This is a genomic window from Halomonas sp. AOP43-A1-21, from assembly GCF_052376775.1.
GTDB classification, from domain to species: domain Bacteria; phylum Pseudomonadota; class Gammaproteobacteria; order Pseudomonadales; family Halomonadaceae; genus Vreelandella; species Vreelandella colorata.
Map to the genome: position 1 here is coordinate 32,928 of NZ_JBQSWC010000006.1, position 14,105 is coordinate 47,032.

At 47.6% G+C, this 14,105-nt stretch carries 16 protein-coding genes and 1 tRNA gene; 8 read left to right on the forward strand and 9 right to left on the reverse strand.

Annotated features, from left to right (window positions below; genetic code table 11):
• Positions 1–185 precede the first annotated feature (185 nt).
• From rpsA to ACT3R7_RS05005, 3 genes are all read left to right on the forward strand, one after another.
• Positions 186–1,862, forward strand: coding sequence for a 30S ribosomal protein S1 (gene rpsA / locus ACT3R7_RS04995; RefSeq protein WP_192537884.1), 1,677 nt, complete (start codon positions 186–188; stop codon positions 1,860–1,862).
• Positions 1,863–2,156: 294 nt separating this feature from the next.
• Positions 2,157–2,534 (forward strand): histone-like nucleoid-structuring protein, MvaT/MvaU family, encoded by a 378-nt coding sequence (locus ACT3R7_RS05000; RefSeq protein ID WP_192538709.1) that lies wholly within the window; start codon positions 2,157–2,159, stop codon positions 2,532–2,534.
• A gap of 1,030 nt (positions 2,535–3,564) precedes the next feature.
• Positions 3,565–3,903, forward strand: coding sequence for a hypothetical protein (locus ACT3R7_RS05005; RefSeq protein ID WP_192538708.1), 339 nt, complete (start codon positions 3,565–3,567; stop codon positions 3,901–3,903).
• A gap of 48 nt (positions 3,904–3,951) precedes the next feature.
• Here ACT3R7_RS05005 and ACT3R7_RS05010 read toward each other — a convergent pair whose 3' ends face one another.
• From ACT3R7_RS05010 to pilB, 6 genes are all read right to left on the reverse strand, one after another.
• Entirely contained in the window at positions 3,952–4,827 is an 876-nt protein-coding gene (locus ACT3R7_RS05010) for a DNA replication terminus site-binding protein (protein WP_193091395.1), read from the reverse strand.
• 33 nt (positions 4,828–4,860) lie between these two features.
• Positions 4,861–5,094, reverse strand: a complete 234-nt coding sequence (yacG, locus tag ACT3R7_RS05015; RefSeq protein ID WP_018916059.1) for a DNA gyrase inhibitor YacG — start codon at positions 5,092–5,094, stop codon at positions 4,861–4,863.
• Between the two features lie 31 nt (positions 5,095–5,125).
• Positions 5,126–5,716: a dephospho-CoA kinase gene (coaE, locus tag ACT3R7_RS05020; RefSeq protein WP_192538706.1), complete on the reverse strand. Its 591-nt coding sequence runs from the start codon at positions 5,714–5,716 to the stop codon at positions 5,126–5,128.
• Between the two features lie 129 nt (positions 5,717–5,845).
• Positions 5,846–6,688 carry a prepilin peptidase gene (locus tag ACT3R7_RS05025; protein WP_192538705.1) on the reverse strand — a complete coding sequence of 281 codons (843 nt, stop codon included), beginning with the start codon at positions 6,686–6,688 and terminating at the stop codon, positions 5,846–5,848.
• A gap of 17 nt (positions 6,689–6,705) precedes the next feature.
• Complete coding sequence (locus ACT3R7_RS05030) at positions 6,706–7,938, reverse strand: type II secretion system F family protein (RefSeq protein ID WP_417419924.1); 1,233 nt, start codon at positions 7,936–7,938, stop codon at positions 6,706–6,708.
• Positions 7,939–7,941: 3 nt separating this feature from the next.
• Positions 7,942–9,636 carry a type IV-A pilus assembly ATPase PilB gene (gene pilB, locus ACT3R7_RS05035; protein WP_417419925.1) on the reverse strand — a complete coding sequence of 565 codons (1,695 nt, stop codon included), beginning with the start codon at positions 9,634–9,636 and terminating at the stop codon, positions 7,942–7,944.
• 247 nt (positions 9,637–9,883) lie between these two features.
• On the opposite strand from pilB, the gene ACT3R7_RS05040 reads away from it, so the two are divergent.
• The 5 genes from ACT3R7_RS05040 (at position 9,884) to ACT3R7_RS05060 (ending at position 12,462) form a co-directional block, all read left to right on the forward strand.
• On the forward strand, positions 9,884–10,303 hold the full coding sequence (locus tag ACT3R7_RS05040; protein WP_417419926.1) for a type IV pilin protein: 420 nt from the start codon (positions 9,884–9,886) through the stop codon (positions 10,301–10,303).
• A gap of 112 nt (positions 10,304–10,415) precedes the next feature.
• The gene (locus ACT3R7_RS05045) at positions 10,416–10,868 is read left to right on the forward strand and encodes an anti-virulence regulator CigR family protein (RefSeq protein ID WP_417419927.1); all 453 of its coding nucleotides are present in this window, start codon (positions 10,416–10,418) and stop codon (positions 10,866–10,868) included.
• Between the two features lie 93 nt (positions 10,869–10,961).
• Positions 10,962–11,768 carry an inositol monophosphatase family protein gene (locus ACT3R7_RS05050; protein ID WP_192538701.1) on the forward strand — a complete coding sequence of 269 codons (807 nt, stop codon included), beginning with the start codon at positions 10,962–10,964 and terminating at the stop codon, positions 11,766–11,768.
• A gap of 131 nt (positions 11,769–11,899) precedes the next feature.
• A tRNA-Pro gene (locus tag ACT3R7_RS05055) sits at positions 11,900–11,976 on the forward strand.
• 303 nt (positions 11,977–12,279) lie between these two features.
• Positions 12,280–12,462: a hypothetical protein gene (locus ACT3R7_RS05060; RefSeq protein ID WP_192538700.1), complete on the forward strand. Its 183-nt coding sequence runs from the start codon at positions 12,280–12,282 to the stop codon at positions 12,460–12,462.
• Between the two features lie 59 nt (positions 12,463–12,521).
• Here the strand turns inward: ACT3R7_RS05060 and ACT3R7_RS05065 are convergent, their stop codons facing one another.
• From ACT3R7_RS05065 to ACT3R7_RS05075, 3 genes are all read right to left on the reverse strand, one after another.
• Positions 12,522–12,725, reverse strand: coding sequence for a hypothetical protein (locus tag ACT3R7_RS05065; protein ID WP_192538699.1), 204 nt, complete (start codon positions 12,723–12,725; stop codon positions 12,522–12,524).
• A gap of 197 nt (positions 12,726–12,922) precedes the next feature.
• A complete protein-coding gene (locus ACT3R7_RS05070; protein WP_018916069.1) occupies positions 12,923–13,123 on the reverse strand; it encodes a hypothetical protein in 201 nt (66 codons plus the stop codon).
• Between the two features lie 161 nt (positions 13,124–13,284).
• Positions 13,285–14,016, reverse strand: coding sequence for a TSUP family transporter (locus ACT3R7_RS05075; RefSeq protein WP_417419928.1), 732 nt, complete (start codon positions 14,014–14,016; stop codon positions 13,285–13,287).
• Positions 14,017–14,105: the final 89 nt, after the last annotated feature.

Below are 14,105 nucleotides of genomic sequence, written 5' to 3' on the forward strand. Positions count from 1 at the left end.
CGGCGTTTTTGGAAAGGTGTCACGACGTGGCAGGGCGGCAGTTCATATGATCGTTCATATCAGTGAGCCCGGTCAGGTCTAACCAGCGCTAACACCTCCAAAAGCAGAGTGACATTAGGCCCGTACTCGCTGGTGGTACGGAGAAGGCATTTATGCCTCAACAACGTTGATCACGTAGGAAAACCATGAGCGAAAGCTTTGCTGAACTGTTTGAACAGTCCCTTAACGACATTAACATGGAGCCAGGCGCTATCGTCGCGGCTCAAGTTGTCGACATCGATGGCGACTGGGTTACCGTCAATGCTGGTCTTAAATCTGAAGGCCAGATCCCGGCGGCACAATTCCGCGATGAAAATGGCGAGTTAAACATCGCTATCGGTGACGACGTTCACGTTGCACTGGAAGCCGTAGAAGATGGCTTCGGTGAAACACGTCTGTCCCGTGAAAAAGCCAAGCGCGCAGAAGCTTGGAAGATTCTGGAAGCCGCCTTCGAGAAAGACGAAATCATCAAAGGCGTGATCAACGGTAAAGTCAAAGGCGGCTTCACTGTCGACGTCGACTCTATCCGTGCCTTCCTGCCGGGTTCTTTGGTCGACGTACGTCCGGTTCGCGATACTGCGCATTTGGAAAATAAAGAGCTGGACTTTAAAGTCATCAAGCTTGATCCGAAGCGCAATAACGTTGTTGTTTCTCGTCGTGCCGTTCTTGAAGCTGAAAACAGTGCCGAGCGCGAAGCGCTGCTGGCAACGCTTCAGGAAGGCCAGCAGATCAAAGGTATCGTTAAGAACCTGACAGACTACGGCGCGTTCGTAGATCTGGGTGGTGTTGACGGCCTGCTGCATATCACCGATATGGCGTGGAAGCGCATCAAGCACCCGTCTGAAATCGTTGCTGTTGGCGACGAAATCAACGTTAAAGTGCTGAAGTTTGACCGTGAGCGCAACCGCGTTTCATTGGGTCTGAAGCAATTGGGCGAAGATCCGTGGGTCAACATTAAGCAGCGTTACCCGGAAGGCACCAAAGTACATGCTGTGGTCACTAATCTGACCGATTACGGCTGCTTTGCTGAGCTGGAAGAGGGCGTTGAAGGTCTGGTTCACGTTTCTGAAATGGATTGGACCAACAAAAACATCCATCCGTCTAAAGTTGTCCAAGTGGGCGACGATGTTGACGTCATGGTGTTGGATATCGATGAAGAGCGTCGTCGTATTTCTCTGGGTATCAAGCAGTGTACTGCTAATCCGTGGGAAACGTTTAACGCTGAATACAACAAGGGCGACCGTGTTTCAGGTACCATCAAGTCAATCACTGACTTCGGTATCTTTATCGGCCTTGAAGGCGGTATCGATGGTCTGGTTCACCTATCCGATATTTCCTGGACAGAGACTGGTGAAGAAGCGGTTCGTAACTTCAAGAAAGGCGATGAAGCCGAAGCCGTTATTCTGTCTATCGATCCTGAGCGTGAGCGCATTTCTTTAGGTATCAAGCAAATGGATTCCGATCCTGTTGCTGAATACCTGTCTGTTAACGATAAGGGCAGCATTGTGACTGGCCGTATTGTTGAAGTAGACGCTAAAGAAGCACACGTTGAGCTGGCAACCGACGTTATTGCCATCCTCAAAGCCTCTGAAATCAGTGCTGACCGTATTGAAGACGCGCGTAATGTGCTGAACGAAGGCGACAGCGTTGAAGCGCGTATCATTAATGTCGATCGCAAGAGCCGTCAGATTAATCTGTCGATCAAAGCGAAAGAGCAGGATGATACCCGTCAGAACCTGAAAAAGCTGCGTGATCAAGAACCCGAAGCTGGTGGTCCGACCACTATCGGTGACCTTATCAAACAGCAGATGGGCCAAGACTAAGCTATTTAGTCGCTGGTTCTAAGAAGCGCCGCCCTATGGGCGGCGCTTTTTTTTGTATGTGAATTTATGGTTTTCTAATAGTGTTGTTTTATTAGATTGACGCTAATGACGTATTTAAACGTTTATAAAATTACATTAAACACTTAAAAAAATATTAGTAGTCGAATGAAAACCGTCTAGACTATTGTCAAAGTGTAGTTTTAAAGTAATAATGAGCGCGCATTCTGAACTAATGGATATTGTGCAGGTCAATTCAGTATCTAGTAGATAAACCTGAAGTATAAGGACTCCCCCATGTCACTTCTAAATGAATATATTCAAAAAGAGCAGCAACTTAAGCAGCTTCAAGAAGACTTGCAACGTCTTGAAGGCGATCAGCGTTTAAAAAGCGAGTTGGAATTCAAAGCTAAGCTTGAAGCGCTGATGAACGAATTTGGTAAACGTCCCGCAGATGTTATTGCACTGCTAGATCCTGCAAATGATCAGCGTGGTACGAAAGCGTCGGCAGGTAATAATGCGAATCGCCGTAAGCGCCGTCTTAAAATTTACAAAAATCCAAAAACGGGTGAAGTAATTGAAACCCGAGGTGGTAACCATAAAGGTTTGCGTAGCTGGAAAGACGAATACGGTGACGAAGCCGTAGAGTCATGGCTGGAAAGCATGGAAGACTAAATAGTAATGATCGGCATTTCTACTAGGAAATGCCGTTTTCATTTTTATCGTTGTTTAAATCTCTAAAATAGTAGCCTGAAGATCCATCCTTAGTTGATAGCGGCTAGCATAGCAGCGGAATTCTTAATCTAGCGAGAAGGGCATGCTGTGAAGCGACAGTGCTTCTCTGAAAAATTTCGGTCTATTTTTTGTGTTAATTGATCGAGGAAACATTGGAAATGTCGCCTCTGCATTATTTGATCGGCACCGCTAGACGATAACCATCGTGGGGATTTTCAAGGTATACTCCTATGGCGTATCGTAGGTAAGATGGCATTGAATAGACACTTAGCGTATTTGCTTTTATTAATTAGTAACTCTATAAAAAGGGATTGGGGTTGCTTAGCTCTCTGCAGAAGGCGTGACCTATCGCCGCACATTGAGCTGACGGGCCAGAAGCTACGTACAGGTGCCTCAGGTGCTGTGTCACGTTTGCCATAGCCTACTTACCTTGATTGCCACCGCTAAAGAAGAATTGAGAGTAGTTTAATAGTAAACTAGGTTCTGTGTTGAGCGAGTCGACGCTCCGTCGGCGACGTTAGACAATTTGCAAAGTTGCTGCTGTAGGGCGTTTTACTAAGCGTATTTACAGCTCAGATTTTTAGGTCGCATGATCATGCGTCACATGGGTTGGCCATGTATTTTCTGAGCGCTTGTGCTACCGGTATGAATTGTTTTCAGCCTTGTTAGCCTTTATTGAACATCTGATGAACTATAGTATTGCTGGCAAGTGGGTATATCATTGCCTATATATACTCATGTGTTGCAGGGGCAGGCATTCTCCCTTTCTTTGCTAGGTTATGTGCAATTGCCTCACCCTGCATCAACAGATCCGCATTGATAGGGCTGTGCGTTATGATGGCTTTTTAGTTACATTCCATCAGGCAAATAGTCATTTTTAGGTTAACTTTACGCAATTGAACACACTTGTGGAAAATGCCTGTCTACCAGGTGCTTCGACCATTTCAAGTAAGGTGTAAATGAAACATCAATGAAATATCACAAAGCTCCAAAACAGTTGGATGAGCGTGACAAGCTGCGTAAGTTTCGTGAGTTGGATGATGCATTTGCTCAGGCATTACGTCAGCTGGAAGATCCTAATAGTGGTTTTGACATTCCAACAGGGCCTCCCGTACGCTCCTTAGCCGCGTTAGAAAAAGACGATGCAGTCGAACAGCAGCAGGTAAGAGATCGTTTGTTCGAGCAGCAGCTGAAAGCGCTAATGAGCGAATATGATCAGTCTGACCAAGTATTAAATGAATTGATTTCAACATTGTTAGAATATGACCTCTGGCCTCAAGACGAAGCTCCCGCCATTTCTACGCCTTAAGGGCTTGTGTACGTCTGTTGATGGTTTATCGCTAACCGTTCGCAGGCCTTACTGACGGTAGCGATAAATACGTAAGCTAGGTAGGTACGCGTCGTGCTCAATCTTCTCATCGCGTCTTTTAGCCCGCGTTCGCTCTAAGGGCGGTTGTAAAGAGGGCGAGTTAACTTGAGGTAGGCGCTTATCAGGGGCGGGAACAAACAGGGGCATGGCAATATTAAGAGCCCGTCGCGAATGCCCATCAAGCAACGGTTCAGTAAAAAAGAGGTTGGCTCGCATCAAAGGCGCTTGTGCTTGCACCTGAGCCAATATTTCATTGCTAGGCAGGGCGGCCAGCTTGCGTAACTGGATACGTACGTGTGGCGCTTCGGTATCCAGCAGCATTAATTTTCGTTCCGCCTCTTGGACACTCAGCCGCTTGATAGAGCGGCCACTGCTATACCAGGCAAGCCGTATGCGTGAGACGGGCGCCTCAGCGATAGGTAGATGTCGCCAGCACTGTTTAAGATGCAGCCTGGCAAAGCCACTGCGCCGCAGTACATTGTCTACGTGAGGGTGTCGTTGCGGTAGGCGGTGTTTAATTTCTCCAAACGCTTTTGGAGAGAGCGCTTTTATTTTTTGAATTAATTCGCTAATCGCTGTTTTAGCATGGTTAATTGCGTCTACTGCTTCGATAAGCGGTTCGTCAGCGGCAATTACCCCTACGTAATTACGTGTTTCCCGCCCGTCCTGGCCTTCCTGATGCCACATATCCAGCAGCGCGTGGCGCAGCCAGTCGGAATCAACGGTGGGCTGATGCAGGACCCACGTAGCCGGGCGCTGCCGTTCGTACAGGACCAGGGCCACCTCAATAGTGCCAACCAGATGGTCAAATCGATCATCAAGCTCATGCAATAAGCGATAAGCGGTTACGTCGGGTTCCAGCATGGCCAATATTTACCTCACCTGATCAACAATCCGTTAAGAAAGAGGCGCATCTTTATCAGCTTGTGCCAACAGGGTGTCTAGATCAGCTTCGTCCATGGCGGACTCGCCTGCGATTCGGTGAGATTCTTCTGCCCACGCGCCAAAATCAATTAATTGACAGCGTTTGCTGCAAAACGGTCGATAGGTGCTTTCAGGTGACCATGCAACCGCTTTGCCGCATTGTGGGCAGTTAACTTCAAGCGGGGCATCATTGGCGGAATGAGACATAACAAAAAAATCCTAAAATTAAAAAATTAAGTCAGCCGTTACGGTAGGCTCTGTCCAAGCGCTCGACTTGTTCCATCAAGTGGGCATGGTTACCACTGTTATCAATCACGTCGTCGGCTTTCGCTAAGCGCTCTTCACGGGGAAGCTGAGCGGCAAGAATTGCGTGAACTTGCTTAGCGCTTACCCCATCGCGGGCGAGCGTGCGTGAAAGCTGCATGTCGGGCGGTACATCCACCACGATTGAACGGGCAACTAAAGCATCTTGGCCAGATTCAAACAGTAGCGGTGAGACGAGTAAAACGTAAGGCGAGTGACCAGATAGATGTGTCAGGTGTTCGATCAGGCGCTCTCTGATTCGAGGATGTGTTACCGCTTCAAGCCACTGACGTTTAGATGGGTCTTCGAAAATCAGCGAGCGCAACATCGCTCTATCAAGCGTGCCATCTGTTTTGGCAACACGCGGACCAAAGTAATTGATGATTGCGCTTAGTGCAGGTTCGCCTGGTTTAACCACTTCCCGGGCGACATCGTCGGCATCGACCCAGCCAATACCTAACGATTCAAATGCGCGTGCAACCGTTGATTTTCCTGAACCAATACCCCCGGTTAAGCCAATAATCATAGCCGCCCTTCAATACGTTCTTTGAGGTTTCATTTTACGCGCTTTTGAGTGGAAAGTCGGTACCTTCCGATTGATATCCTGACCATAAACAATGATTGAAAGGCCAGGAAGTGGAGCAGTGTTGAGGCCTTAGGGATAAGAGAGATAGACAGCCATTAGATCGTTACCTACTAATAAACATACCCATCCCGCAATCGCCAGGAAGGGGCCAAAGGGAAGAGGAGCACCACGTAGGCGTGGAAAACTTGCTTGCGCAATAATGCCGACAATTGCCCCAAGGCCCGCTGAGAGTAATAACAGTAACGGTAAAAATGTCCACCCGAGCCAAGCACCCAAAGCAGCCAGAAGCTTGAAATCCCCATAACCCATGCCTTCTTTGCCCGTAAGCAGTTTAAACGTCCAAAAAAAACTCCAAAGTATCAGGTAGCCCGCCATGGCGCCTACGACTGCATTAGTCAGTAAGAAGGGCTGAAAAACTAGTTGATATAACAAGCCGGCCCAGAGTAGTGGCAGTGTCAGCACATCGGGCAGAAGATACGTGCGAAAATCGATAACCGCGAGTGCTAAAAGTGTCATGCACGCGGCATAAATAAACAGGCTCGAAATGCTAAGTCCATGGAGTAACGTAACGGCCAAGGCAAGCAGACCCCCCATCAGCTCAATAAGAGGATATTGCGGGCTGATAGTGGTTTGGCAGTTTGCACAACGTCCACGCCGTTTGATCCAGCCAATCAGAGGAAGGTTATCGTGCCAGGCAATGGGTTGTTCACAGCGCGGGCATAGCGAACCAGGTGTTGCCAGATTAAAGCGCGAGGAGTGCTCAATAGGCAGCTCAAGTGCCGTGCGTGCTTCATGGCGCCAGTGATGCATCAGCATGACGGGAAGGCGGGTAATCACCACATTTAAAAAACTGCCCAGGCAAAGTCCTAATACAAAGACTGCTACACCAATACCCAATGCCGACGAACTCATAACGCTCCTTAATAGGCCTACAGAATACTGCCCAGTTCAAATATCGGTAAATACATTGCAACCACGATACCTCCGACTAGAGCTCCCAGCACAACGATAATAAAAGGCTCGATTAGAGAGGTTAGCGCGTCGACATGGTTGTCGACCTGCTCTTCATAGTAATCGGCTACGCGCAGAAGCATGGTGTCCAGCGCGCCAGCCTCTTCCCCAATACTTACCATCTGAATCGCTAAGGCGGGGAAGCAATTGGTCATTCGCATTGAAAAATGCAGCTGTTGACCTGTGGCTACATCTGATTGGGCCTGGTGTACTGCCTGTTCATACACTTTATTACCTGTTGCGCCCGCAGCTGTTTCCAGTCCCTCCACTAAGGGAATTCCAGAGGCGAAGGTTGTCGCCAGTGTGCGAGAAAAGCGGGCGACGGCGGCTTTATCGATGATGCTACCGATAATAGGTAGGCGTAAGAGTAAACGGTGTAGGTGAAAGACAAGCGTTGGGGACCGCCGTGTTAACCATCTGAGTACGAGCACAGCGGCTAATAGTAGCGCTGTCATGGGTAGCCAGTACTCTTGAGCAGCCACCGATAGATTAACGGTGAATTGGGTAATCGCCGGCAGTTCAGCACCGAAGCTTTGAAACATGCTTTCAAACTGGGGCACTACTTTAATCAGTAATAGCAGCGTAATAACGATACCTGTGAGCATCACGATAGCGGGGTACCAGAGGGCTTTTTTTACACGGCCTTTGAGTGATTCAACCTTTTCTTTATAAAGAGCGTTGCGCTCAAGCATTTTAGCGAGGGTACCTGACTGCTCGCCTGCATTCACCATATTGATGAATAAGCGATCAAAGTGTTGCGGATGGCGTCGTAAGGAATCCGAAAAACTTGTTCCTGAGGCTACATCATTGGATAGCTTGTGAACCGTGGCGACCAGGGCTGGTTTTTTAAGACTTTCCGCGACTACTCGAAAAGCTTGCAGAAGCGGGATGCCTGCTTGAATCATGGTTGCCATTTGGCGTGAAAAAATCATGATGTCATAAGGTTTTATTCGGCCATGGCTACGCAGGCCATTTTGTTTATGGATACGGCGAACATTAATATTTTGTTTGGTTAGTGTAGCGATAACCTCCGCTTTGTTATGGGCAATGGTTTCTCCACTCAATAAGCGTGCTTGAGGTCCAAGGCCTGTCCACTTCCAGCGATACAGTCGAGGAGAATGCGCCTTGTGTTTAGCGGTATGCCGGGCCATGCGTTACTCCTTACTGATCCGGTTGATTTCCTCAAGACTGGTAACGCCTTGGGTAACGTAATGGAAACCACTCTGACGAAGCCCTGGGTATCCTTCCTTTTTAGCTTGCTGATCAATATCAATAGCCGGTGCATTTTGCATAATCAGTTGCCGGACGGCTTCTGAGACGGGCACGACTTCATAAACACCGATTCTTCCCTTATAGCCTTGTGTACATTTCTTACAGCCAACAGCGTGATAGAAGGTAGCGTGTTGAATATCAGCGTTCATAAAGCCTTCGCTGTACAGCGCTTCGATAGGAATGTCAGCAGGTTCTTTGCAGTGGTTACACAGTTTGCGGGCAAGGCGCTGAGCAATAATAAGGCTAACAGAGCTTGCGATATTAAACGCTGAAACACCCATGTTGGATAAGCGAGTCAGTGTCTGTGCCGCAGAGTTAGTATGTAGCGTTGAAAGTACCAGGTGCCCCGTCTGCGCTGCTTTTACCGCTATTTCCGCGGTTTCCAAATCGCGTATTTCACCCACCATAACCACGTCAGGATCTTGGCGAAGAAAAGCCCGTAATGCATGGGCAAAATCCAGGCCGATTTTAGGCAGAACATTGACCTGATTAATGCCCGGCACCTTGATTTCAACAGGATCTTCAGCAGTACAAATATTGCGTTCTACTTTATTAAGTAGCGTAATGCCCGTATACAGCGAGACCGTTTTACCGCTCCCCGTAGGACCGGTTACCAAAATCATGCCTTGCGGTTGCTTTAGCGCCTGTTCATACAGCGCTCGCTGATCGTCGGTAAAACCCAACTGGTCAATTCCCAATTGCACGGCCGCAGGATCGAGTAAGCGAAGCACAATTTTCTCACCATACACTGTAGGGAGAGAATTGATGCGCAGCTCCAATGACCGAGCGTCTGACAGTGCCAGTTTAATGGCGCCGTCTTGAGGGAGGCGCCGCTCGGAAATATCGAGACGAGCCATAATTTTTAAGCGGGCGGCTATCTGATGGCGCATTGCTTTGGGTGGCTGGGCGACTTCAATAAGCACACCGTCAATACGAAATCGGATTCGAAAAAGTTGTTCATAGGGCTCGAAATGAATATCCGAGGCGCCTCGATCAATAGCGTCCAGGATCACCTTATTAACCAGTTCAACGACAGGGCCATCATCGACATTCAGTGTTGCATCATCAAGCGTAGCGCTTTCTTGAACGTCAATAGAAGAGGGGTGGCTCACCTCATCATTTGTGCTCTTTAATGCAGCGTAGCGATGATGATTAAGGTAGCTATCTAGTACAGCTTCTAATTGGTCGAGGGGCGCAAGAATGCCCTCAATACAGATGACATCCAATGCAAATCTTAACTCGTCAAGTTGGCATAGCACCGATGGGCAAAAAACAGCCACGATTAATTGCCGTTTCTGAAGTGCTAGCGGGAGCACTTTTAATGATTTTAACAGGCGAGAAGGAAATATAGAGGCTTCAGGTAGTGCCTGCAGCTGTACAGCGTCTAAATCGATAATCGGCAAACCGTATTCGTAAGCCGCCGCTGTGGCTGCAGTAATCGAGCCGACTAGCTTTTGCTCAACGACATATTGTAATAACGATATGCCCGATGCTTGGGAGGCTATGCCCGCTTTTTCTGCCTGATCATAGCTTAAAAGCTTATTTTTGATTAAACGACTAGCCAGTCCTGAATTCATTGTTAGCTCAAGAAAGTAATTTTATAAGGTGCTGATATTAGTATATTTATTGATTATATAAAGTATAACTAATAACCATGTTCCTATGGTAGAACATCAAAAACAATATTTTTATTAAAATATTGGTTAATTATTATTTGGTTTGCTTTATTGTTTGGGAGGCGTAGTAGAAAGCTTATTAGAGCGCAGCGCCTATGGTGAGAGTTGTAGAGGGAATTTTTTCTACGTAATTCAAGGGGGGGGCGGGATGAAAAAATATGCTAAGAATATCAGCGACGTGAGTTCTCAATGTGGTTTTACTCTTATAGAGCTAATGGTCGTAATTGCCATTATCGGTATTTTAATGATGGTGGCGGTGCCGCAATATGGCAATTATCTTGATAAAGCTTCATTAACAGCCTGTGAAGGCGAGTTGGCTTCCTTTCGCAATGTAATATTGACTGATTATGCCCTCTCGCAGACAGCAGAGGTTGATGCGGAAATTTATAATGATTTTGATTTTAATTCCTGTGTCATTGATGCATCGACAGTTAGCAAGAAAGATTTAGCTGCGGCTTTTATAAGCAGAGAGCCAACCGATGACGTAGACGATATTAGAACCTACCGTGGTGAGAGTGCTGGCAGTATCAAGATTCAAGCTGGCAATATTATGCCTGAAAATTCTTGATATTAATCAGGTCATAACTGACGGATTTACCTAGATAAGTCATTTTATTTCCACACTGTCTGCGTATTTCCTCTCTACACTGTAGGCTTCTGTGTCAGGCTGGGAGCTTACGATGAAACATGCTAACTATATGGTCTTATTGAGTATTTTAGGGTTGCTTCTTGGCGTAAATACCGCTTTTGCGCAGCCTGCCCATGCTCCGGCACATGGTGCACGTGATAACAATGGGCACCACGAACAGCGACATCATAAAGACGCTCGCCCATCACGTAATGAGCGCAACGATCAGTATGTTGATTTACCACGTGTGAACGAGCGCGAGCTGATACGTCTATTGCGTGAGTTCAATGCACCGGCAACAGATTCATTGCCGCCGGGCATTCAGCGCCAGCTTGAACGGGGCAAGCCTTTGCCTCCGGGCATCGCTAAGCGTTTTGATAGGTCAATCGCCACTCAATTACCCAGCTACCCCGGCTATGAGTGGGAGTATGTCGGCCACGATGTGGTATTGATCGAGGCAGCAACGCGGATAGTGGTTGATATACTGGTGGACGCACTTCGTTAATATTTACGCTCTTACTGCGGGGCGTGACTTAAAAAGTCATAGTGTGTGACTATGCTCTGAAATTTTAGCCATGTGTTTAAAGGACAGAAGAGCATGCATACATTGGAAGAACGTTTAGCGCTAACGATTTCAATCGCTCAAGAAGCGGGGGAACTCATTCGTAAGGCTCGCGCAGAACAGTCGTTCTCGCAACGCTTAAAGGCTGACGAAGAATTGGTCACCGATGTTGACGTAGCCGTCGATCAGCTCATACGTCAGCGCTTGAATGGTTACTTCCCTGGCGAGGCGCTACTGAGCGAAGAGTTGGCGCCAGAGCGTGCGCTAGATGCCAACGTTGCAAAGCTCTGGGTCGTTGACCCTATCGATGGAACGGTCAATTTTGCCCAGGGTTTAAAGCATGTTGCCGTGTCTATTGGTTGGATGGAAGAGGGCGTTGGCAAAGTGGGAGTGGTGCATGCGCCTTTCTTGAATGAAACATTTAGCGCGGCAGAAGGGCTAGGTGCTTTTTGCAACCAGCAGCCTATCCAGGCGGGCAAGGTAAGTTTATTAGCTGAGACACTAGTGGGTACCGGTTTTCCTTATCAGAAAGAGGCCCGGCTAGCTTTGATGCCTCGATTGGGGGCTGTCTTGGCCAAGTGTCGTGACGTCCGACGTAACGGTGCCGCCGCACTTGATTTATGCGATGTCGCTTGTGGTCGTCTAGGCGCTTATTACGAAACGGTTTCACCCTGGGATTTTGTCGCCGGCTGGGTGATTGCGCGTGAGGCTGGCGCTACTGTTGGGCATCTCGCAGCAATTCCTGAAGGCGTGCCTGCCGATTTATACCCCAAGGAGTTGTTGGTAGCTGCGCCAGCTGTATACCAGGCGATGGAACGGCTGCTGCTCGATGCCAGTCAGTGATAAGCCCTCGGTTGACAAAGGCAACTCGTTGTCATGGCAAATACTTGAAAAGAAAGCGCAAAAAGAGCTTTTCATTTGCCTCGTAAAACGCTAGTATACGCACCGTCTTAAGGCAAATGCCAACGAGACATCGGAGTGTGGCGCAGCTTGGTAGCGCGTTGCAATGGGGTTGCAAAGGTCGCAGGTTCGAATCCTGTCACTCCGACCAATTAAGTAAAAAACGCCGCTTACGGGTTACACCGAGCGGCGTTTTTTTATGCCTTCAAAATCGCCTCGACTACACTGTCATTGTGCGTGGCCGTTATGCATTCCTGCCCTTGCTGCTGTAAGAGCAAAGTCGGCGCTAAACTCGCTGACGGTCAGCCCGATACACTATACCCGGTATATAATATCTGCTGTTTTGAGCGTAGAAGATGCGTCTGCGCTAGTGCTCGACTAAATATAATGAGTAATGATAATGCCGCATTACTCAACTCCCACATTAAAATGTAGCTGAATGGAGGAACGCGATATGGACCGCATTTTTGCCTGGGATGATCGTCGAGGCCAGGTGGTTTATCGTATACCCGGCCATACTCACAAGAATGGGCGTGAGGATAGCGATCTATCGCCTGTATGGCTGCCCACCGATGCATCTGAATTGCCGGAAGGGGTTAGCGTAGATGACCTGCGAAAAGTCACAGTAGAAGAGTAGAGGGCTAAGAGAAAGCACTGATTACGCTACTGATGTAGCTCATCAGTGCTTGTCGCGGTTTATTCGGTCAATATATCGATAACTTTGACTTCGTAATCATCGTCATGGACAGCGACTACTTTAAGGGTAACGTCTCGTGAAACCTGGTTGTACTCATCGCGTTTATCCTTTAGGCCATAATTTTCACATTCATCGCCTACCGAAAGTTCTTTATCAAAGTCCGTCTTTGGCAGCATTAAAATGTCGTCAATCATAATGGACATTATCTTTCTCCTTGATCTGCATTATTCTCTGGTTCTATGACTTTATGAGCAAACTTTGGTTGCACCGATTTGCTAGGTAACGCTTATAAAAATGCTGTTTTAATACTTATTAATAATTTAAGAAAAAAGCATAATTAAAAAAACCGTCAGCGCGTAAAGCGGACGGTTTTAAATGCAAAGCCTAGCAAAGTGCAGATTTACTCTGCCGCTTCATGGTCCGCCAGTGCCGCAGCAACGGCTTCTTCCCACTGACCCTCCGTAATGCCCCAATGCTCCATTTCTGCTTGATCTGCGCTACCCTCGGCTGCAGCGCGGAGTTTTTCAACGGAACCACTTTCAAAGCAGTGTTTGGCGAATGCTTTTGTCTTGCCATCACGTAATTGATCAATCATCGTCATAACTTTTTCCTTTCCTTGGTAGATATCGGGACATGCATCAGCTAGCCCGAAGGCTTGTGATTAAGGGTGCAAGCCTTAAACGAACGCCTCTGTACCGTACATGACATCGTATAGTGTAGATCGTTTACTGTTTTTTGCTTATGTGTCTTAGGTTTAGGCGCTCAAGAGGCAAGTGATGCATCAATAATAATTTTAGTCGCAATGCCCGCTAGTAGCAGCATAATCAGATTATCGAACCAGCGATGGGGCAATCGCTTGCCTAGTTGGGCTCCCAAAGGCATACCGATAAGAATAATTGCCAAAGCGAACACGCTGTAAAGGGAAAGTTGTGGAGTCAATATACCAGCACTGAGCAATGCGGGGATTTGTACGCAGGTAATTGAGACAAAAAAGACTGAAATAGAGCCGATAAAGACGGGCCTTTCCAGCTGCATTGCATTAAGAAACGTAATGGAGGCAGGGGCCGACATGCCCGCTGCGCCTTGAAGCACGCCGCCTAATAAGCCTACTGGAATGACAATGCGTGAAGCCGTCGCATATGGCATGGCTAAACGTCGCCTCGTCAGCTTAATAATTAAGTACAGGATGATAGCGCCCGCAACGCCTAACGAAAGTATTTCCGGAGAAAGAGCTACTAACCCCCACGTGCCTAAAATAATTCCTAGAGCGCCAGCTACTGAAAAAGCTGCCAGAAAGCGAAGAGGTAATAAATGACGCCGGTACTGCCATACCTGCAGCATATTGCTAAATAAATTAGGTGCAACAAGCACCGCGATAGCGAGCTTGACGTCATAAAGCATTGTTAGCACCGGAACTACGAGTACTGGTACGCCAGAACCAATAGCGCCTTTTACAATACCGGCGGCAAAAAGAGTCAGCAGAGCGATTAACAAGGTTTTGTCCTGGCTTCTATAGCGCATTACAGCCGTTATCACGGCTGCAATGCGTAAGGTTTATCGCGCAATAGTACGTTTTTTGAGAA